General features: G+C 65.8%; 18 protein-coding genes. All 18 read right to left on the bottom strand.

Translation table 11 applies throughout. The features are described 5' to 3' along the window. Positions 1–7: 7 nt before the first annotated feature. The 18 genes from XM1_RS04510 to XM1_RS04425 all read right to left on the bottom strand — a co-directional run bounded on the left by XM1_RS04510 (position 8) and on the right by XM1_RS04425 (position 19,864). Positions 8–1,021 (bottom strand): Gfo/Idh/MocA family protein, encoded by a 1,014-nt coding sequence (locus tag XM1_RS04510; RefSeq protein WP_068430399.1) that lies wholly within the window; start codon positions 1,019–1,021, stop codon positions 8–10. A gap of 75 nt (positions 1,022–1,096) precedes the next feature. Continuing rightward, a complete protein-coding gene (locus XM1_RS04505; protein ID WP_068430396.1) occupies positions 1,097–1,987 on the bottom strand; it encodes a glycosyltransferase in 891 nt (296 codons plus the stop codon). After that, a complete protein-coding gene (locus tag XM1_RS04500; RefSeq protein WP_068430392.1) occupies positions 1,987–2,445 on the bottom strand; it encodes a dTDP-4-dehydrorhamnose 3,5-epimerase family protein in 459 nt (152 codons plus the stop codon). Before XM1_RS04500 ends, XM1_RS04505 begins: the two co-directional genes overlap by 1 nt. Before the next feature lie 25 nt (positions 2,446–2,470). Then, positions 2,471–3,499 (bottom strand): NAD(P)-dependent oxidoreductase, encoded by a 1,029-nt coding sequence (locus XM1_RS04495; protein ID WP_068430388.1) that lies wholly within the window; start codon positions 3,497–3,499, stop codon positions 2,471–2,473. A 14-nt stretch (positions 3,500–3,513) separates the two neighbouring features. Continuing rightward, positions 3,514–4,461 carry an SDR family oxidoreductase gene (locus tag XM1_RS04490; RefSeq protein WP_068430384.1) on the bottom strand — a complete coding sequence of 316 codons (948 nt, stop codon included), beginning with the start codon at positions 4,459–4,461 and terminating at the stop codon, positions 3,514–3,516. Further along, positions 4,458–5,240, bottom strand: a complete 783-nt coding sequence (gene rfbF / locus XM1_RS04485; RefSeq protein ID WP_068430381.1) for a glucose-1-phosphate cytidylyltransferase — start codon at positions 5,238–5,240, stop codon at positions 4,458–4,460. Before rfbF ends, XM1_RS04490 begins: the two co-directional genes overlap by 4 nt. 90 nt (positions 5,241–5,330) lie before the next feature. Further along, the gene (locus tag XM1_RS04480) at positions 5,331–7,070 is read right to left on the bottom strand and encodes an LIC12162 family protein (protein ID WP_082700373.1); all 1,740 of its coding nucleotides are present in this window, start codon (positions 7,068–7,070) and stop codon (positions 5,331–5,333) included. A 7-nt stretch (positions 7,071–7,077) separates the two neighbouring features. After that, positions 7,078–8,280: a radical SAM/SPASM domain-containing protein gene (locus tag XM1_RS04475; protein WP_068430375.1), complete on the bottom strand. Its 1,203-nt coding sequence runs from the start codon at positions 8,278–8,280 to the stop codon at positions 7,078–7,080. A gap of 101 nt (positions 8,281–8,381) precedes the next feature. Further along, positions 8,382–9,263: a methyltransferase domain-containing protein gene (locus tag XM1_RS04470; RefSeq protein WP_068430372.1), complete on the bottom strand. Its 882-nt coding sequence runs from the start codon at positions 9,261–9,263 to the stop codon at positions 8,382–8,384. Next, positions 9,260–10,216: a phosphoglycerate dehydrogenase gene (locus tag XM1_RS04465; RefSeq protein WP_068430370.1), complete on the bottom strand. Its 957-nt coding sequence runs from the start codon at positions 10,214–10,216 to the stop codon at positions 9,260–9,262. Before XM1_RS04465 ends, XM1_RS04470 begins: the two co-directional genes overlap by 4 nt. Continuing rightward, positions 10,213–11,283: an AroB-related putative sugar phosphate phospholyase (cyclizing) gene (locus XM1_RS04460; protein ID WP_231920687.1), complete on the bottom strand. Its 1,071-nt coding sequence runs from the start codon at positions 11,281–11,283 to the stop codon at positions 10,213–10,215. Before XM1_RS04460 ends, XM1_RS04465 begins: the two co-directional genes overlap by 4 nt. Continuing rightward, entirely contained in the window at positions 11,276–11,992 is a 717-nt protein-coding gene (locus tag XM1_RS04455) for an SDR family NAD(P)-dependent oxidoreductase (RefSeq protein WP_068430364.1), read from the bottom strand. Before XM1_RS04455 ends, XM1_RS04460 begins: the two co-directional genes overlap by 8 nt. A 4-nt stretch (positions 11,993–11,996) precedes the next feature. Further along, on the bottom strand, positions 11,997–12,764 hold the full coding sequence (locus XM1_RS04450) for a 3-deoxy-manno-octulosonate cytidylyltransferase (protein WP_068430361.1): 768 nt from the start codon (positions 12,762–12,764) through the stop codon (positions 11,997–11,999). A gap of 13 nt (positions 12,765–12,777) precedes the next feature. Then, on the bottom strand, positions 12,778–13,818 hold the full coding sequence (locus XM1_RS04445) for a Gfo/Idh/MocA family protein (protein ID WP_068430358.1): 1,041 nt from the start codon (positions 13,816–13,818) through the stop codon (positions 12,778–12,780). Position 13,819: 1 nt separating this feature from the next. Further along, positions 13,820–14,908, bottom strand: a complete 1,089-nt coding sequence (locus tag XM1_RS04440; protein ID WP_068430355.1) for a Gfo/Idh/MocA family protein — start codon at positions 14,906–14,908, stop codon at positions 13,820–13,822. Beyond that, a complete protein-coding gene (locus XM1_RS04435; RefSeq protein ID WP_068430352.1) occupies positions 14,905–16,020 on the bottom strand; it encodes a histidinol-phosphate transaminase in 1,116 nt (371 codons plus the stop codon). Before XM1_RS04435 ends, XM1_RS04440 begins: the two co-directional genes overlap by 4 nt. A 15-nt stretch (positions 16,021–16,035) precedes the next feature. Next, positions 16,036–17,613, bottom strand: coding sequence for a hypothetical protein (locus XM1_RS04430; RefSeq protein ID WP_068430349.1), 1,578 nt, complete (start codon positions 17,611–17,613; stop codon positions 16,036–16,038). Between the two features lie 4 nt (positions 17,614–17,617). Beyond that, the gene (locus XM1_RS04425; RefSeq protein ID WP_068430346.1) at positions 17,618–19,864 is read right to left on the bottom strand and encodes an N-acetylneuraminate synthase family protein; all 2,247 of its coding nucleotides are present in this window, start codon (positions 19,862–19,864) and stop codon (positions 17,618–17,620) included. Positions 19,865–19,867 lie beyond the last annotated feature (3 nt).

Here is a 19,867-nt window from a genome sequence, read left to right as displayed (position 1 = left end):
TCCAAACTCAGCGTTCCACGGCCACCGAGGCGCCGCGCTGGGCCAGCGACTTGGACGCGGCCTCCAGCACCTTGACCACGTTGTAGCCCATCTCGCCATCGGTCAGCGGTGTCGCACCGGTCTCGATGCAATCGGCGAAATGCCGGACCTCGGCCGCCAGGGCCTCGGTCCCGGCCAGTTGCGGGGCCAGCATGTCGCCGGTGCGATAGCCGGCGATCAGCTTGTTGATCTGCTCCTGGTCGTCGTTCAGGACGATGCCCTTGTCGTAGATCTTGATCTTCTCCGACGGCTCCAGCTCGTTGAAGACCACCATCTTCTTCGAGCCCGAGATCAGGGTCTGACGCACTTTGACCGGGGCCAGCCAGTTGACGTTGATGTGGGCGATGGTCGAATCCTCGAAGAACATCGTCAGGTAGGCGATGTTCTCGGGCGCCCCCGGCACATGGCTGATGCCCGTGGCCGATACCGCCACCGGCACCTTGCCCAGCACGTATTCGATGATGGACAGGTCATGGACCGCCAGATCCCACAGCACGTTCACGTCGTGCTGGAACAGGCCCAGATTGACCCGCACCGAGTCGTAATAATAGATATCGCCCAGTTCGCCGGTCTGGACCAGGTCGCGCATCTTCTGCACGGCGGGGGTATAGATGAAGGTGTGATCGACCATCAAGGTCAGGTTGCGCTTGGCCGCCTCGTCGATCAGGCGGCGACAATCGGCCGCCGATGCCGCCATGGGCTTTTCCACCAGCACATGCTTGCCGGCCTGAAGCGCCGCCAGGGCCAGATCGAAATGGTATTGCACCGGCGTCGAGATGGCCACCGCGTCGATGTCGGTGGCGGCGAACAGGTCGGCGGGGTTGGTGGTCGTGCGGATACCGGGATAGGAGCGCTCGGCCACCGCCAGACGCTTGGGCTCCAAATCGGCCACCGCGACCATCTTGGTGCGGTCCGAGGTCGCGAAGTTGCGGACGAGATTGGGCCCCCAGTAACCGTAACCGATAACGCCGACTTTGATCATGGTGGTCAGGGGCTCCGATGGGGGCTGAAAAGCGCCGCGATACTGGAACAATCGCGGGCGCCGGTCAAAACCAATTCACGCGCGGGGGCCGGGCAGAGCCCGGAGCGACAGCAAAAACGCAGGCAGCAGACGGATCTGAAACGGCCAGAGCAGGGCTGAACGGGCCAGCAGCGACAATGCCGCCGGGCCGCGGCCCAATTTCTGTTCCGTCCGGGCCGCGCCATAGACGATGCGCGCCCTGGCACGCCGCCCCCGCCAGCCGCCCTTGCCGGGCAGGGCGGGGAGATGGCGCTCCAGCACGGTCAGCGAGGCCTCCATGTGGCGCGCCACACCCTTTGAATTCTGCTCGCCGTGAAGGCGGTAGTAGCCCACGGGCTGCGGGATGCAGGTCATACGCGCCCCCAGGGCCGCCAGACGCAGCCACAGGTCGGCGTCCTCGGCGGTAATGACCTCGCGATCCTCGCAAAAGCCGCCCGCCCGCTCCAGCAAGGCCCGGCGCACCAGCACCGCCGACGGCGACAGGCAATTGCCGTCCAGCAGCAGACGCTCGAAACGGCAGCGCTCGGCCGGGGCCGCTTGGGTTCGGTTGACGATGGCCCCATCCTTCAGGAAATGCTCGGGGTGGGAGACCAGATCGACGCCGTCGGTGACCGCCGCCAGGCACAGTTCCAGCTTGTTGGGCGCCCACAGGTCATCGGAATCGAGAAACGCCACCCACTCGGCCCTGGCCGCCCGGATGCCGACATTGCGCGATGCGGCGATGACGCCCTGGTTGGCAAAGTCGATCAGCTGGATGCGGGGATCGCCATAGGCCAGAACCACATCACGGGTATGGTCGGCCGAGAAATTGTTCACCACGATGCATTCCCAGTCGGCCACGGTTTGAGCGCGGACCGAATCCAGGCATTCCTTCAGGAAGTCCGCCTGGTTGTAAGTGGGAATGACGATGGAGACGCGTGGGCTCATCAGCCGTGCTTCAGCGCCCAGTCGTAGGGAATGGCCGGATCGAAGGGATCGATGCGCTTCATCTCGGTGGGGTCATGGGGCATGTCGGCGCAATTGGCCAGCAGCGCCGTCTGGGTCCCGATGCACTTCCAGCCATTGATCAGCAGCGGCGGAATTTGAACCAGAACGTAATTCAGGTCGCCCATGACGATTTCCTGCAGCACGCCCTTGGTCGGGCTGTCGGCGCGGTCGTCGTAGCAGACCAGCTTGATCATGCCCTGGATGCAGCAATAATTCTGGGCCTGCTTGGTGTGCAGGTGCCACGCCTTGATCACGCCCGGATAGGCGGTGGCGAAGTAGATCTCGCCGAACTTGTCGAAATGGGGCGCGTCGGCGCGGAGCATGTGCATGATCGTGCCGCGCTCGTCGGGAATTTTGCGCAGCGGGATGATGTTGAGGCCGTGAATCTTCGACGACATGAGCACTTCCTTGTTTTGAGCGGCCTTACTTCTTCCAGCGCAGGCTGTCGTCCACCGAGCCGGTGTCGATCAGGTGCTTGATCTGCTTCAGGCGGATATAGCGGCGTCCCTGAAACTCGTCCAGGGTCAGGCCGTGGGCGCGGTAGGCGTCCACCAGCTCGCGGGCGCCGGCCGCCACCGTCCACTTCAGGGGGAAGTCGGGGAAGGCCTTGGCATATTTGTCGAAGCTGACCCGATAGGAGCGCGGATCGGGATTGTTGCCGCCGGCATAGGTGACCTCGGCTTCGGGCACCGCCGCCTTGACGAAGCCGGCGATGTCGCGCACCTGATAATTCTCGCTGTTCAGGCCGACATTGAAGCCCTGGTCGTGCACCACCTCGACGGGGGCGGCCAGCACGGCGGCGACGGCGCGGCTGATGTCCTCGATATGGACCACCGGGCGCCAGGGGCTGCCGTCGCTCATGATGTTGATCTTGCCGGTGGTCACCGCCCAGGCGCACAGATTGTTCAAGACGATGTCGAGGCGCAGCCGGGGGCTGGCGCCGAACGCCGTGGCGTTGCGCATGTAGGTGGGCGAGAAGCCGGGACCGGCCAGGGCGGCCAGGGCCTCCTCGCACTTGACCTTGCTGATGGCGTAGGCGGTCAGCGGCGCGAAGGGCGCCGTCTCGTCGACGAAGCCGGTAAAGCCCGAGGACCCGTAGATGGAGCAAGACGAGGCGTAGACGAAGCGCTTCACCCCGGCGGCCTTGGCGTATTCGGCCAGCTTGATGGTGGCCCGCAGGTTGATGTCGTAGGTCCAGTCGTCGTTGATGTCGCCCATGGGGTCGTTGGAGAGCGCGGCCAGATGGACGATGGCGTCGAAACCTTCCAGATGCTTCGGCTCGACGTCGCGGATGTCGACCTTCAGCTCGGGACACGGCGCCTTGGCCTCGTCGAACTCGCAGCCGACGAAATAGTCGGTGTCGAGGCCGACGCAATCATGCCCGGCCGCACTCAGCACCCGCAGCATGATCGGGCCGATATAGCCGTTGTGACCGGTAACCAGGACGCGCATGGCAAAGAACTCCGTCAGCCAAAGGCCTTGCGGCACAAAATCAGGGTTTGATCGATCTCGGATGCGAGGTCACGGGACGCGGCGAATCCGGCCGCCGCCAGCCGGTCCACCCGGAAGTCCAGGGGATCGGCCACCTCGCCCGGCTTGGGATCCGGGCGCTCCAGCACCGGCCGGAAGCCCAGCACCGCCTCGGCGCGGGCCTGAATCAGGTCGGCGAGATCGCGGATGGAGGAGGAATGCCCAACACCCAGGTTGAAGATGCCATCGCCCAGCTTGGGCCCGTCGACCTCCAGCAGGAACCGGACGGCGCGGGCCACCTCGGCCATGGGGATGAAGTCGCGCAGCGCCACGCCGCTGCTCTTCAGCACCATCTTGCCGCTGCTGCCCACCTGGCGGCACAGATCGTTGGCCACCAGGGTCCAGCGATTGATCAGCGGATCGGCGGGCGCCCCCAGGGCGTTGGACAGCCGCAGACAGGCCGCCTGGATGCGGCCCTTGCCGGCTTCCGCCAGGATGTAGTCCTCGGCCACCTTGTGGCTGATGCCATAGGGATGCACCGGCCGGCAGATCATACTCTCCTCGATCCGCCCGATCAGCGGCTCGCCATAGACCCGGGCGGTGGAGAAATAGAGAAAGCGGCCGACACCAGCCTTCAGGGCCGCCTGCAGCAGCCGCACCGTATCGACGCCGTTGGCTTCCAGCGCGCCCACCGGATCGGTGGTGCAGTCCACCTCGTTCATGGCCGACAGGTGGACCAGGGCGGATACACCCTGGCAGACCGCCAGCAGAGCGGTATCGTCGGACGGCGCAAGGCGCACCACCTCGGCATCCTTGGCCCAGTCGGGCCAGGATTCCGGGCCCCGCCTGGTGGTGATGCGCACCGTCTTGCCCTGAGCGATCAGGTGCCGCGCGATGCGCCCACCCAGATAGCCGAAGCCGCCGGTGAGAAGGATCGGACTCATTCCCACGACTTCCACGGCGCCTTACCGCTATCCCACAGATCGCGCAGCAGACTCCAGTCGCGATAGGTGTCCATGCACTGCCAGAAGCCGTGATGTTCAAAGACCATCATCTCGCCCGCCGCCACCAGGGCGCGGACCGGGCCGACCTCGAACACCAGATCCTCGCGGTCGTCGAGATAGTCGAAGATCTCGCGCCGGCAGACGAAATAGCCGCCCGAGATCATGCCGGACGTGGTCTGGGACTTCTCGTTGAAGCCCTGGACCCGGCCACCCTCGTGCTCGATCTCGCCGAAGCGGCCCGGCGGATGGACGCCGGTCACCGTCAGGATCTTGCCGTGGGACTTGTGGAAGGCCAGCAGGGCGTCCAGATCCACGTCGGAAACGCCGTCGCCGTAGGTCAGCAGGAAGTTCTCGTCGTCGCCCAGGTACTTCCTGATACGCTTGATGCGCGCCCCGGTCATGGCGTTCAGCCCGGTCTCGGCCAGGGTGACGTTCCAGTCGTCGTGGCGCACTTCACCGTGATAGGTGATCTGCTTTTCGGCGCCCAGCGCGATGGTGAAGTCACCGCCGTGGATGTCGTAGTTCAGGAAAAACTGCTTCACGGCGTGGCTCTTATAGCCCAGGCACAGGACGAAATCCTTGTGGCCCGCCGCCGAGTAGCTCTTCATGATGTGCCAGACGATGGGCAGATTGCCGATGGGAATCATCGGCTTGGGGATGTCGTCGGCCACGTCGCGGATGCGCGTCCCGAAACCGCCGCACAGAATGACCACTTTCATAAACCCGAACCTCGTCTGAACCACACCCCGGACATCTCCACCCGGTTGCTGCGGATATTCCCGTAAGTGCCCCCGCCGTTCAAGTTCCGTCTACAGCCGGGCCAGAACCTTCAGCCAGTTCCACCACCAAAATCGGGATGTCAGGGCATAACGCTCGGCAAAGCGCCGCCGCGCGGCCTGAACATCCGGATCGTTCCACCAGACCGGCACGTCCGCCCACACCCGGTTGACATGGGCGGCGGCGGCAGCCGGATCGTGATGCAGGATGCCGACGCGGCGCAACTCGGCGAAAAACGGTTCCGCCTGACGGGCCATCGGCCAGGCCTCGGCCTGCCACAGCAATACCGTCGGCACATTAGCGGCCATCACGGCAAGCATGGAGGTAATGGGATGGTCGATGACCGCCAGACGGCACGACAGCAGGGCGGGATCCAGGTCGCCCTCGACCAGGGGCAGGGAAAAGCCCCGCTGTCTGAGATGATCCTCGTCCCTCAGCACCTCTGGCTTGCGGCGATAGGGGCGGTAATGGGCGGCGGCCAGCGGAGTCGGATCGAGCCCCCCCAGGAAGGCCGTCTTCATCCGGCGGTACTCCAGATAATGGGTCGGCTTGGGCAGCCAGCCCAGCCGGGTGCCGTGCACCAGCATGGCCCCCCCCACCATCAACAACCGTCCGTCATCCTCGCCGCGGCGGCCCGCCAGCCGCGACAGCGCGGGCGAGGGTATGGGAACGAAACGTCCGGCAAGGTCTTCCTGCGCCGTCCAGCCCCAGGTCAGGAAGGCATCATAGGGATATTCCGTCTCGGCGCCGACCATCATGGCCTTCGCTGTGCCGTAGATGCCGCCATGCTGGACGCTGACCAGCCGTTCGCCCCGTTCGTGGGCCAGGGCATGGGTCAGCCGCCGGCGATCCTCCTCGGTGTCCAGGGCATCGACGCACAGCCGGCCGGGGAAATAGCGGTGGGCCAGGGCCCGTGCTTCCAGCGCGGGAAAGTCCTCGGCGAAACTCCGGGGCAGCAACCGGCCCAGGAAGTCGTCCAGCAACGCCAGGAACGCGGCGGGGAATACCGCCGAGACCGGACCGCCGGCGGGATCGTAATGGTGACGGGCCGCCCGGCGGGGCAGCAGCGCGGCCCAGGCGGACAGCAGAAGGCGGTGGGAAATCGGGGCACCGGGCACGCTGTCCACCGGCAGACGTCCCAGCACGCGGCGGATGAGGGAGCGGCCGGGAGCGGCTCCGCTCTGGGGCCGGGCGGGTCCCAGGGCCGGGGCCGGGGCCGTTTCCAGACGCCAGGCCGGGGGCGCCAGCCGCGCCACCATGGCCGAGGTCAGCCGGAAGTCCCAGGCGGGATCGGCGAAGCTCTCGGTCAGTCCTTCGCAGCCGTTCACCGGCCACCGCTCCGCCACGTCGGCACAGACGACCACCGTCAACGCCCGGTCGCGGTACAGGCGGGCGACCTCCTCCACCTGGCGGTAGCGCTGCCATAGCGGCGGGATGCAGATGGTCAGCCACTTCATCAGCAGCACCCGCCAGAATCCCAGGCTGTAATTCCGTCCGTGCCGGGTGTTGAGGCGCCCGGCCCATACCGGCAGCAGGGCGTTGGCCAGCCGTTTGGCGTCGCGGTCGGCGCCGGTCCAGTCGTCGGGGGTGGGGAAGGGGTCGGCGAAGGGAAGGTCGTCCCAGCCGGGGTGGCGTTCCTCGACTCCGGCGAAGCACCACGGTCCCAGGGCGACATCGCGGCCCGGATCGAAATCGTCGGGGGCGGGCCCTAGGATCAGGCGCCCCTCGTCCTCCTGGGCCAGCGGTTCCGGCAAGGATTCCGGTCGGGTCAACGGGGGCTCAGCCCTTGCGGAACTTGGCCAGCCGCTGTCCGCGCACCTTCTGCACCACGTCGCGCAGGGGCTGCTGCATCATCTCGGGCAGCATGTGGAAGGCGGAGCGTGCCGCGCTGGCGGCGACGAACTGGCCGAGGGAATTGTCACCGGCCTGATGTTCCTTCAGGCAAGCGTCCAGTTGCAGCAGGAAGCTTTCCGCCTCGGCGAAGCCGCGCTCGCGCACCTTGGGTAGGCTGCGTTCGATCTGTCCGAACATCAGGTCGAACTGCTCGCGGGTGAAGTGAAGATACTGCTTCTGGAAGGAATAGGTCTGATAGGGATTGGCCACCAGGCCGATCAGGGGTTCGGCATCCAGCGACAGGCCGAGGTCGATGAACTTCTCGATCTGCCCGCAATTGACGCTGTTGACGGTCATGCTGACGGTGAAGACGAAGTCCCGGCGGCGCTTCAGCTCCTGGAGACGCTTCAGGTTGGCCATGACGCCGTTCCAATCGGCGGTGCGGCCGCGCTTGCGCAGAAGCTCGAACGCCTCGGCATCGGCGGCGTCCAGGGAAACCGCCAGAAGCCCCAGCCGGCGCTGTGACAGCACGTCGAAGATGCGGTCGGTCAGCAAGGTGGCGTTGGTGACGAAGAAATAGCGGCAGCCCTGGTCGATATCGGCGTTCTCGACGAAATCCAGCACCGGCTTGAACAGGAACGGTTCGCCGCCGAAGGGGAAAACCACCTGAAACACCTTGGCCATCCGCCGGACCTCTTCTAGGAAGCGTTCCGGCAGCTTCTGGTTCTGAGTGGCGTCCTCGCGCTGGAAACAGTGGTAGCAGTCGAGATTGCAGGCGAAGGAATAGGCGAAGCGCATCCAGCGGGGCAGCGATTCCAGCTTCAGCAGGCCGGCCTCGAATTCCCGCTCGTTCAATTCGGCATTGGCCTTGGCGGGACCGCCTTCCTCCATGTCGGCGAGCCAGTCCATCCGCTGGTAACCCTTGCCGCCATAGATCACCGGGCAGGTATGCGGGCAAAGCGCCAGGGCGCCCCGGTCGCGCATCTCGCGGCGCATCTTCTGGAAACCTTCCCCGTTCCAGATCTCCTCGATGGTGCCGTCCGCCAGGTTGCCCAACACCGTGCCGTTGTCGCAGCACATGGTCACGTCGCCGTTGGGATTGTTGACCTCGAAGTGGGTCCAGGGGTGGTTGCAGACGAACTTGCTCATGCGGCTCTCTGTTCAGGACCCGGCCAGATGGGGCCGGGAGTGTACTGCATATGGGAAACGGGGGGCATCACATTCCAGGGGGAAGGAGCGATACGCTGCGCCTACCAGCCGGTATAACGCGACGCCAGCGACAAGTCCCGCTCGCAGAAGAAGGCGGCAAAACCCTCGTAATCCACCTTGCGCCACAACGGTTCAGTCAGGCGCAGCGGGCCGCGCGCCGGATATTGCCGGTAAAGGCGGGTCCATACCGTCTTGTACCCGGCCAGATAGGCCAGCAGGCGCCAGTCCTCAGGCGAGAATTCGAAAATATGGACCATTTCCGGAGTCAGGCGATCCGGCAGGCGGTCCAGCCCCGCCCGCACCTCGATGCCGCCGAAGCGGCTGTGCCGTTGCAGCGGCACGGTAAACAGCAGGTGCCGGGCGGTGCCGCGGGTCGCCAGCCCGTGCATGAAGCGCACCGGATCGGTCAGGTGCTCCACCATCTCGAACGACATGAACAGGTCGGGGCGGATGCCCTCCAGGTCCATTTCCTCGGCCCGGCACAGCAACGCCTCGCCGCCCTTGGCGCGGACTTTCTCCACCGCCACCGGGTCCAGGTTGACGCTGATCACCTTGTCCACCAGGCCGGGGGAAGCCACGTCCTTCAGGTAAAGGGCGTGGTTGCCAGACGAATCGCCGATGTCGGCCAGCACCATGTCCTTGCCGCCCACCGCCGCCAGCGCGTCCAAGATGCACTGGACCTGGAAGGCGTGCAGGCCGCGCATCTTGCGTTCCCAGTAACGCTCGTACTCGCCCCGGTCGAAGCCGTCGGTGTACTGGTCCGACACGTCGGGCAACGCCCGGCGCAGGCGCTCGACCATGGGGGCCAGCCCCTGCTGGCGGATGGCGGCGTCGATGCTGGCCCCCGACAGCGACTGATACAGCCGGGTGGTGTCCAGCCCCAGACCGCGCAGGGCCAACTTCACCATGGAAAACGCGCTCATCCCTGCCCCTTGTAGTCCAGCGGGTCGCGGAAATCGTCCAGTCCGGCGATGGCGGCGCGGCCCATGGCCAGCACCGCCTCCTCGGCCGAGCCGCCCACATGGGGCGTGCACAGGAAGTTGGGCAGGCCGATCAGAGCGCGGTCCTCGGGCGGTTCGATGGCGAACACGTCGAACGCCGCCCCGGCCAGCCTTCCATCCTCCAGCATGCCGCGCAGCGCCGTCTCGTCCACCAGGCCGCCGCGTGCCGCGTTGATTAGGATGGCGCCGGGCCGCATCAGGGCCAGACGCTCTGCCGATAGCATATCGCGGGTCGAAGCGTCCAGCGGCAGGTGCAAGGTGACGATGTCGGCCTCGGCCAGCAGGGGTTCCAGCCCGTGCGGCTCCACCCCCGTCTCGGCGTAGAACTCGGGAAAGTCCTTGATGTCGTGGGCCAGCACCCGGCAGCCGAAGGCCTTCAGCAGCCGCGCCAGATCCTTGCCGATATGGCCGCAGCCGACGATGCCCACCACCCGATCGCTCAGCTGGCGGCCCATCAGCTGACGCCAGCCGCCATCGCGAATCAGGGCGTTGCCCTGGGGGATGTGACGCAGCAGGGCGATCATGAAGGCGATCACCAGTTCGGAGACCGAGCGCCGGTTGACGCCACCGGTCCAGCCCAGCCGTTTGCCCAGCCGGCTCATGACGGCCAGATCGATCATATCGAGGCCGACGCCGTACTTGCCCACCACCTTCAAGTCGGACAGGCGTTCCAGCACCTCGGCCGACAGGGTTTCCAGGGCGGTGATCGCCTTGTCGTGGCCCGACAGGAACTCCACCAGCGCCTCACCGGACAGCGAGACGCCCGCGTCGTTGAAGGTGACGCGCTCATAGCGGGCCAGCAGCTCGGCGCGCAGCACCGGGTGCTTCGAGAACGAGCGGGACGCCACCGCCACGCGGGTCGTGGTGTCGGTCATGTCCGGCCTTCCGTGAAATAGCGGGCGCAGATGGCCCGGAAATTGTCGTCGGCGGCATGGACGCCCCGGAACACCTTGCCGTCCTTGTCGGGCAGGATCAGGGTGACGCTGCCCGATCCGGTATTCTTCTTGTCCTTGGCCAGCGCGGCCATGAAGCGGTCCAGCGGCACGGGCGTCGCCTGATAGCCGGCGTAGTTCTTGGCCAGAACCGAATGGGCGGCCCGGAAATGGGCTTCGGTGCCGATCCCTAAATGCCAGCTGGTCCAGTTGGCCATGTCCATTCCCATGCTGACGGCGATGCCGTGGGGCACGGCGAAATCGGTGGCCGCTTCGATGGCGTGGCCGAAGGAATGACCCAGGTTGAACACCAGGCGCGGGCCGGTGTCGAACTCGTCGATCTCGATATAGCCCTTCTTGATCTCCAGCGCCCGGTGGATGGTGGCGATCATGGCGTCCCGCTCGGTGAACAGCCGGCCGTAGCGCCCGGCCAGGGCGGTGAAGTCCTTTGGTCCGCTGATGGCGTGGACCTTCAGCATCTCGCCCACGCCGGAGCGCACCTCGCGCGGGTCCAAGGTGTCGAGGAAGGTGGTGGCGATGACCACCTCGTTGGGCGGCGTGAAGGTGCCCAGGATATTCTTGGCGTCGCCGCAATTGATGCTGGATTTGGAGCCGATGCAGGAATCGCACTGGGCCAGCAGGGTGGTGGGATAGAACCGCCACTTCACGCCACGCAGCATGGTGGCGGCCAGGAAGCAGGTGATGTCCTGGATGATGCCGCCGCCGATGGCGATCAGCAGGTGATCGCGGCGTAGACCCCTGTCCACCAGATGCTGGACGTAGGCGGGAAAGCATTCCAGCGACTTGTTGGGTTCGACCGCCTCGATCAGCAGGACCGAGCGATGCGCCAGGATGGCGCCCATGCGCTCGCGGTACAACTCGGCCACGCGGGCATCGATGATGAAATGGGCGTCGGCGGGCACGGCGGCGTTCAGACGCTCCAGGCCCTGCTCGTCGAACTGGACGTGGTACGGCCCCTTGTGGGACGCGATGGTCATGGCCTCAGACACGGGTGAAGCCTCCATCGATGACTAGGTTCTGGCCGCTGATATAGGTGTTCTCGGGCCCGGCCAGCCAGGCGACGAAGGCGGCGATCTCCTCGGGGCGGCCCAGGCGGCGGGCGGGAACCTGGGCGGTCAACTCCTTGATGCCGTCCTTGCCCAGCACCTGGCGGGTCAACTCGGTGTCGATGAAGCCGGGCGCCACGCAATTGGCCAGGACACCGAACTGGGCCACCTCGGCGGCCAGGGCGGCGGTCAGTCCGTCCACGGCGAACTTGCTGGCGGAATAGGCGCCGCGGCCGGCCCGCGAGATGCGGCCCCAGATGGAGCTGATGGTGACGATGCGGCCCCAGCCCCTGGCCTGCATGCCCGGCACCACGGCGCGGGCCAGCAGGAAGGGCGCGGTGACGTTGACCTGCTGGATGCGGGCAAAGTCAGCGGGGTCGATCTCGGCGAAGGGGCTGACCTTGTTGATGCCGGCGTTGTTGACCAGGATGTCGACGCCCAGCCCCGCCGCCTCCGCCGCGAAGGCGGCGGTAGCCTCGGAATCGGCGAAATCCGCCGCCAGATAGCGGCTGCCCGCCGGCCCTTCGCCGCCGGGAAGGGTACCGGTGACGATCACCTGGGCGCCATCGGCCAGCAGGCGAGCGGCGATGGCGGCCCCGATGCCGCGGGTGCCGCCGGTGACCAGGGCAAGCTTGCCGGCCAGGGGCGTCATGGCGCTAGTACTTCCCCCACAGCGGGTCACCCTTCATGGCCGCCTCGACGATGCCGATGTCGTGGGGGCTGTCCACCGAGAAGCTGGGGCGGAAGGGATAGGGCGCGATGTGCTGGTGATGGCCGTAATCGTAGAGGCGGTTGGAATCGCACGCCTCCTTGATCTCCAGCGGGCTAGGGGGCAGTTCGGTGAACAGCTTCAGGAAGTCCCACTTGAAGCCGAAGATGCCGTAGATACGCTTGGCCTCCAGCTCGGGGCCGAAGGTCTTGCAATGGGGGATGGGCTGGCGCGAGGTGTAAAGAACCCGGCCGTTGAGGTCGTGGATGATCTTCAGCGCGTCGGGATTGCGGAACTGGGCCTCGTCGACGATGTCCATGGCCAGCATGGTGCCGCGTACCTCGGCCCGCTCCTCCAGCGGCTTGATGGTGGCGGCGATCATGTCGGGGTGCATCATGGGCTCGTCGCCCTGGACGTTCAGCACGATGTCGCCGTCCTCCACCGGGACGCCGCACTTGGTGGCCGCCTCGGCCACCCGGTCGAGCGCGCGGGTGTGCTTGTCCGAGGTCATGATCACCGGATAGCCCTTGGACTCGCCGAACGCCCTGATCTCCTCGTCGCAGGTGCAGATGGCTAGGGCGTCCCAGCGGCCGAACAGCTTGGCGCGCTCGAAGACATGCTCGATCATGGGACGGCCGAAAATAGGAAACAGCGGCTTGCCGGGAAAGCGGCTGGCGGCCATGCGGGCCGGGATAAGGCCGATAATGCGGGTCATGGGGACTCTCTCCTCAATTCTCGTCGCTTAAGCCCCAGCGGGACTTCCACTCGGGATCGGCGCAATAAATTCGATAGACCAGCCGCATGGTCTCCAGGGCATCGTTGGATGACCCGGCGGCGATGGCGCCGCCCCTCAAGACGGCATCGGCGAATTCGGCGATCTCGTCGGCCCAGCTGGGGTCGCGGTTGTAGCGGGTGGTCTGTTCCTTGGGGTCGCCATTGTCCTCGTCGTCGGCCCACACCACGCTCAGGGTCTCGGCGCCATAGCTCTTGGAACCCGACAGGATGCCCGACAGGATCAGGGCGCCCTTCTCCAGAGTGATCTCCAGATTAAAGCGATGCCGCCACTGTGTGGCGGTGGAATGAAGCATGGCGACCACACCGCTGCGCGAGCGCATCAGGGCATAGGCGTTGTCTTCGATGTCGTGCTTCCAGAAATCGTTGGTGACGATGGCCTTGACCTCGTCGAACTCGCCGCCGAACAGGCGCATCAGGTCCACCATGTGGATACCCTGGTCCAGCAAAATGCCGCCGCCCGCCACGGCGCGCTGGGTTCGCCAGTCGGAGTGGGCGCCGTAGGAGATGAACTGGCTCTTGCCGTAGACGCCGCGCATGTTGATCACGCGGCCCAGCTCGCCCGATGCCATCAGCGCCAGCGCGTCGCGCACCGAATCGTGATAGCGGTGGTTGAAGCCGTATTTAAGCTTCAGCCCCGGGTGGCGGGCCTCGCAGGCGATCACCCGCTCGATATCGGCCACGTCGCGCCCGGGAGGCTTCTCGCAGAAGACGTGCAGCCCCTTGTCCAGCCCGGCACAGGTCACATCGGCGGCCACATCGTTGGTGAGGCAGACAAACAGGGCATCCAGTTGCTCGGCCTCGATAAGGCGCTGGGCGTTGGTGTAATGGCGCAGGCCATCGGCCATCACCCCCTCACCTTCGAAGGTGCGGTCGCAGACGGCGACGGTGACCATGTCGTCGCGCTGGTCGATGAACTGGCGGCGGCGCTTGCCCACGACGCCATACCCGGCGATTCCGACCCGCAGCTTGCTCATCTCAGGGCGCGGGCGTGCGGTAGAGGTTGGAAACGGCGTCGTTGGCGCGGCCCAGGCGCGGCGACTGTTCTTCTGAATCCACGCTGGTCCAGGCGCCATTGGCCTCGTCCGAGCGATAGAACGAGTGCCACAGCTTGAGCGAAGCCAGGCAATCCTCACGCGTCACGTCGAAGGGCCGCACGCCGTTCAGATCGGCCACCAGATTGGCGTAAACCGTGGTGTGGCCAAAGCCGTAGGCATCGGGAATTTTTTCCGAATAGGTGGCGCAGGCCGAGGGGTCGGGGGTGAAGACCTGCAGCTCGTTCACCGCCCAGCCGCCCAGCTGAGCCAGGCCGTTCGAGCCGACGATGGACACCGAGGCCTCGAAATCGTCGGGCCTTGCCGCCGTGGTGACTTCCAGCGATCCCACCGCCTTGCCGGGATAGGTGAAGGTGGAGACCACGGTATCCTCCACCTCGATATCGGCGCCGAGCGTGCGCATGGTGGCGCTGACCTTGTCCACCTCGCCACCCAGGAAGCGCAGCAGGTCCACGTGGTGGATGCCCTGGTTGGAGATGGCGCCGCCGTCATGGCTGAAGGTTCCGCGCCAGGGCGACAGATCGTAATAGCGCTGCGGCCGGCACCAGCGCAGTCGTACGTTCATGATGCGGATATCGCCCAGCTCGCCGTTGGACAGCGCCTCCTTGACCTTGCGGACGGCCTTGTTGTGGCGATTCTGGAACACCGGGAAGATCTTCACACCCTTCTTCGCCGCCTCGTCATAGGCCACGTGCAGCTGCTCGGGCCGCATGAAGGTGGGCTTTTCCATGATGATGTGCTTGCCGTAGCGGGTCAGCACGTCCATGCCATGCTCGAAATGCATGCCCGACGGCGTGATGATGGCCACCACATCGATCTCGGGCATGGATTGGAGCATGGTGTGGTAATTGGTGAAGAAGGGAATGCCGTATTCGGCGCCATAGGCCTTGGCCTTGTCCTCCACCAGATCGCACACGGCCACGATCTCGCCGCCCTCGACCTTGGCGATGGAGCGCAGGTGATGCCCGGCGACGCGGCCGCAGCCGATCAGCGCTACCTTGACCGTCTTCATGAGTATCCCTCTCCCTTGACGACGCCCCGGATGGTTTCGATCACCGGGTTGAACAGCTCCACCGTGGTGGAGGAAAAGCGCGAGAAACCCTTGAGGCAGGGCTCCGCAAAATCCTTGCGATAATAAACGATGGGCGCCAGGGCGGCGTGAATCGCCTCGGCCCGGGCCCCGAAAGCCACATGCAGGAAATTGCCTTGGCCCTTAAGCGTCCGGAAGCCCAGTTGGTCCATGGCGGCCAGGAAGTGGGCCTTGCCGGCGCTGATCCGCGCCACCGAAGCCCGCATGGCGTCTTCATGGTCGAGCATGCGCTCGAACACCGAGGCCGACAGGGCGCCGACCTCGTACATGGCACGGACCTTGTGAAGCATCACCGCCACGTCGGGATGCGCCGCCGCATAGCCCACGCGGACGCCGGCCATGCCCCAGGCCTTGCCGGTGGAGCGGCAGACCACCAGATGGGGATAGTCCATGACCCAGGGCAGCACCGTCTCGGCGTGGAAGGGGTAATAGGCTTCGTCGATAAGAATTAGCGCCCCCACATCGCCCGCCGCCTCGATGATGCGGCGCAGGTCCGCCAGGGAGAACACCGTGCCGGTAGGGCTGTCGGGATTGGGCAGTCCGACCAGCTTCGGCCGGGATTCGCGGATGGCGGCGATGACGTCGTCGGCGTGCAGCACCGGCCCGTCATTGGAAGGGCGGTACTCCAGCCCGGTGACCTCGGCGCCGTACATGCGGGAATAGACACCGTACATGGCGAAGGTGGGAACCGTGTGCAGTACCCGGTCGCCGGGCGCGATATAGGCCTCGAACACCGCCCGGATCGCCCCGTCCGAACCCGGGGTCAGCAGTAGGCACTGGGGCGGCACACCCAGCATGGGGGCCAGTTTGCGGTAGACAGGACCCAGATCGGGATAGGTGAAGCCGGCATCGGCGGGCACCGAGGCGATGACCGAGCGCACCAGATCGATCATCGCCGGATCGGTGTTCTCGTTCTTGTCGAGCCACAATTTGCCCGGATCACGCGGATTGTTGCCGACCCAGTCGGGACGGGTCAGGCCTGAATCGGCGACTTCGGGGCGGGGGGACGGTGGGGCGAAACGGGGTACGCTCATGGGGCGGCCTTGGGGCTAGGGTAGCGCTTGGCGCCACACGTCATGATCCACGGGGGCAAAAACTTGCTCGCGCGCGATGGCGGGCGGCGGCGCGGCGGCTTCGATTGCGGCCGCCAATCCGGCCTCGTCGGCGGCGGGGACGTTAACGGTGTTTGGCAGAATATCGTGGGCGATGCAACCAGCGGCGATGAAGCGAATGGTGGGCAGGCCAAAAAGCACCGACTCCAGCCCCACGGTCGTCGCTGCATAGACCACCGCCGAGACCGCCGGTTGCCCCGCCAGGCCCGTGGTAGCCCGCGTCACCCATTCATCCTCGGAAACCGGGACGTCATAGATGGGGTGGGGGCGGATCAGGATTCTTCGCCCCAATCGGCGCGCCACGCGTGCCACCGCGCCAACCATCCTGGCGGCCATGGACACATCGCCGGGCAGGGCGACGAACACCGGCGCCTCCCCATCCCAGCGCGGTCCGGGCGAAGGGGTGAAGCGCAATGCCCCGGCCACCCGGCTGCGCCCCTCCGGCAGTCCCCAGCGGGTCAGGCCTTCGCGGGTCAGGGAACCGGTACACAGCACCAGATCGGGCAGGCTCCCAAGCCCGTCGGGATTGGCATCCACATGATGATTTAGCTCGAACCGCCCGACCGAGGAATGCTGATAGCCGGCACTGGCCACTCCCAGCCGCCGCGCCGCCCGCGCCAGATCACGTTCCCAGCCATGATTTTCCCAGGGCCAAGCCACGGCGAGAGGCCTCACCGCTTCGAGCCAACGCCGCTGGCAATGAATCTGCCAGGCGATGGCGGCCCCCTGGGCAGTGGCGGCTTCGTGTGCCGCCGCCCTGCGCACCAACCAGCCCCAGGGACCATTCATCATCTCGGCGCGCGGCCGCCAGCGCGCAAACGGCAGCCGGGTGACGGCGAAGATCGCCGAACCCCATCCATGCAGGCTGAAGCTGCGGCCGTCCCCGTTCAGACGCCTCGCCTCGTCCGGCGGGCAATCCACATGCAGCACCCTGCATAAGTCCGTCCGTTCCCGCATCAGGGAGCCGAAATAGGCGTCGGTGCCATCGGGACCCGATTGGGGATTGCCATAGGACAGCAGCCAGGAGCCACCTTGCCTTGGCAGTGCAGGTAGCCTTAAACACCGCCCGGCGGCCCGCAGGCCATAGCGGAGCCGGGCGGCGAAGCCCCGCAGACGGGAAAGCCGACCGGTCAGGGGCGGCGGCGGAGCGGCGACGACGCCTGGCAATGCGGACAAATGACGGTAGAGCCAGGGATCGGCACAGACGAGGACGGTTTTGCGTCCCTCGCTTGCCCAGGCCTCAGCCAATCGGCTCCAGGCCATCATCAGGCCCAGGTCCGAGACATTGGCGGCCGCCGACGGTGTATGGGCCAGAACCGCCGACGGATCGGCGCCCAAGGTCCGGCACAGGGCCAGCAGGTCGGGGATGGCGGCAACGAAGGCCGCTTCCAACTCGCCCCCCACCTCGCGGCGCCCGGGGGCGTCCGATTCCTCGCCCTCCGGGGAAACCGCAACCCAGGACTCGCCGTCTTCCAGGCCGGATGCGGCTAGGGCAGGGACGAGCCTCAGGGCCATGGCCTCAGAACCACTCCTCCAGCCGGTCCAGGGCCACCCAGAAACCTTCGCCGTCGTTCTTGTGACCCTGCCAGATTTCCGGAATGAAGCTGGCCTGGGGCGCCAGACGGTCCAGCTGGCGGGCCATGGCGGCGAAGTCGATGTCGCCGGTGCCGATCTGGATGCCCTCGCCGTCCACCCCCTTGGCGTCGGCCAGATGCAGGTGGGCCACATAAGGGCCGACCTCTTCCATGAAGCCGCTGAAGGTGGTCTTCAGATGAGTACAGGCCAGCTTGGAATGCGACACGTCCAGGCAGATGCGCATGTCGTGGCGCTTGCAGAAACCGACGATGTCGGCGGCGCTCACGAACAGGTTGTGATAGCGCTGGCCGCCGAAATGCCAGGGATAGGGCGGCATGGTCTGGGGGATGATTTCCACGCCGTCCATGTCGAGACGGGCCAGACTGTCGTCCAGCAGGGTGTGCAAATGCGCGACCTGATCCGCCGACAGGTGCGCATCCATGGAAAAGCCGCCGACATTGGTGACGATCTGCGGCCGCTTGGTGCGTGGGAACCACTGCTTCAGGCGCCGGGTCAGGTCGATCACCCGCTGCAGGTTGGCGATGGATTGGGCGCGGTAGGCTTCATCCTCCGAGCACAGGTCCAGCACATGGTCGCCGGCGAACAGCTCCGGCGAGTGGATGACGAAATCCACGTCCAGGGGCTGGTCGAAGAAGGGAGCAAGATCCAGATCCATGTCCACATAGCTGAGATGGAACTCGATCAGCGGCATGTCGGTCATGGGCAGCAGGGTGCGGTAGTCGTGATAGCGCACCGGCAACCCCCAGGGACGGCGGAACTTGAAGGGACGCGGCCTGGCGTCGGAATCCGAGATGTCGCTGGCGAAGAAAAAGTCGCCGGCCTTCATGGCCCGCTTGGCCTTGCGCCCCACCAGCCTGGAACGCTGGTTGGGCTGCAATCCCTTGCCGGGGCTGCGCACCACCAGCATATCGTCCCGAATTTCCGCCCCCGCGGCGATGTCGCAATTGATGATCAGGCTCTTGGCCAGGGTCTCGCGATTCATCATCTCGCCCTGGGTCAGGCCGCGCGCCTCGGCCGTACCCATGGATTCCTCCACCTGGCCGATTGCATCGACCATGGCGCGGAATTCCTCGGGCAGCAGGCTGACCTTGTGGTCGTTGCCTTCCAGGGACTTGTCCAGGGTGAAATGCTTCTCCACCACCTTGGCGCCACGGGCCACGGCCGCCAGCACCACCGCATAACCGCGTTCATGGCCGGAATAGCCCACCAGGCATTCGCCGATGGACTTGAGCCGATCCATATAGGCCAGGTTGATGTCCTTGAATGGCGCCGGATAGGTGGAGTTGCAATGGAGCAACACGTACTGGGCGCCGTGCTGACGCAGTACCTCCACCGCCTCGATGATCTCGGCTTCCACCGACATGCCGGTCGACAGCAGCAGCGGCCGCCCGGTATCGGCGATGGCGGCCAGGAGCTGGTGGTTGGTGAGATCGGCCGATGCCGCCTTATAGGCGGCGATGCCATAGCGCTCCAACGCCTCGACGCTGGCCAGATCCCATGGCGTGCACAGGGGAATCAGCCCCTTGGCCTTGCAATGGTCGAAGGCCTTGAACAGTTCCTCGGGCTTCAGCGAAAAGCGCGACAGCAGGTCCAGGGTGTACTGCGAGCCCAGATCCTCGGACGCGTCGGTATGGTCGCCGGCATTGGCGTAGAGGCTGGCAAGGTCGCGCATCTGGAACTTGGCGCAATGGGCCCCGGCCCCGGCCGCCTCGTCGATGAGGCGGATCGCCATGTCCAGGCTGCCCTGGTGGTTGTTGCCGATCTCGGCGATGATGAAGGCGGACGACGATTCCTCGAGCCGGAAGCCGCCGAGGTCCAGAACCGGCCGCCGGGCGCGGGCCACACCCACCAGATGACCGTAATCATCGACCAGGGGCACGAAGGCGATCCTGGAATCCAGCATGGATTCAATGGCATGGCGGTCGGCGCCCAGGCGGGCGGAAAGGAAGTCGCCATTGGCAACATTGGCCACCGCGATACCGAGATCCACCGGATCGGCGGCCACCAGCCAGCGCCGGACGTCGCCATCGGTCAGCACGCCTTCGAGACGCCCGGTCTCGTCCACGGCGAAGACCACCCTCTCCTTGTTCTCGTTGATCTTCACCAACGCGTTCTTCAGCGTGTCCTCGGAGAAGACCAGATATTTGGCGATGTTCTTGTCGATGATCATGTG

The sequence above is a fragment of the Magnetospirillum sp. XM-1 genome, assembly GCF_001511835.1.
GTDB lineage: Bacteria > Pseudomonadota > Alphaproteobacteria > Rhodospirillales > Magnetospirillaceae > Phaeospirillum.
This window is presented reverse-complemented; position numbering and strand designations above follow the sequence as displayed.